Here is a 1285-nt window from a genome sequence, read left to right on the forward strand (position 1 = left end):
AATGCAATTCGACTTTCTTTGTAGAAACTTCATCTATTAAATCTAAATCATGATCTATCAACAACATCGTTGGGTGTTGTTTTTTTATTGCATCAATTATTTGCTGGCGTGTAATAACGTCTAAATAGTTCAAAGGTTCGTCCCAAAAATAAAGATTAGCCTTCTGTGACAAGCTCAATGCCAAAGCTACTTTCCGACGTTGTCCCTGAGACATGTTCTCTACTGGCTGTTCAAAAAGATATCTCTCAAATCCTAGTTTTCTTAAATTTGAATAAACCATTTCTGGTTGTATCTTCTTATTCATCGCCAATTGTTTGATATTTCCCTGTAACTCATTATCTTGTGGCAAATATGAAATTTTTAAATTATTAGCCACAGTGATTTTTCCACTCTGTTTAAAAGGTTGTGGTAATCCAAGAATCTGTTTAAAAATCGTTGTTTTACCAATTCCATTTGGACCTAAAACTGCTACGACGTCATTTCTTTTCACCTTGAAATCAACCAAGGGTGTTTTGATTTCGTCATGTTGCAGTTGCAAGTTATCCACTGTTACCAGAACGTCTGGGTGTTTAACTTCTTCGTAATTCAGAGTAATTGGTTCTTCAATTTCAATATTTTTCAACAAGCTTTGTTTTTCATCAATTGCTTCATTGGCTCGCTTGGTGGCGGTCTTGGCTTTTTTCATCATCTTGGCTGACTTGTGTCCTAAGAAGCCTTTGTCCAAGTTAACTTTTTCAGTGTAATGCTTTTTATTTTTTTGTGACTCGGATTGATTGGACCAATTCTCACGTTTCACGGCTGTTTCATGCAAGCGATGAATATCTTTTTTTAACTGATCTTTTTGATTAAGTTCTGATTGATCTTGGCGGTCCTTATTTTCTTGCCAAGTGTCGAAATTACCTTTGTACACATCAACGTCTGTTCGATTAATTGAAATAACATGGTCAATCACTGGATTTAAGAAAGTTTTATCATGACTAATAACAATAAAACCTTTCTTACTCTTTAAATATTCAGAAACAATTCGTCGTCCTTCAATATCCAAGTGATTCGTTGGCTCATCAATCAATTGAAAACCTGATTCATCAACGAATAAAATTGCTAATAAGACTTTGGTCCTTTCGCCTGGACTTAATGTGGAAAACTGTTGTTGCAACACTTCTTGATTTACTTGTAACTTATCCAATTCAATCTCAATCTTCCAAAGATCATATTCTTCCAATTGGGTTAGCTTTTTAACTACTTCAATTGTCGGAATATTTTTATCAACAACCATCTGTGGATA

The 1285-nt window shown here is 34.3% G+C and carries 1 protein-coding gene; it reads right to left on the minus strand.

Going from position 1 to position 1285, the window contains the following annotated elements; translation table 11 throughout:
- Window positions 1-1285 (minus strand): ATP-binding cassette domain-containing protein (locus tag FHL06_RS13350; RefSeq protein ID WP_153387110.1); only part of this gene is annotated, 1285 nt, incomplete at both ends.

Origin of the sequence: Companilactobacillus halodurans (genome assembly GCF_009600985.1) — a bacterium.
In the GTDB taxonomy this organism is placed as follows: domain Bacteria; phylum Bacillota; class Bacilli; order Lactobacillales; family Lactobacillaceae; genus Companilactobacillus; species Companilactobacillus halodurans.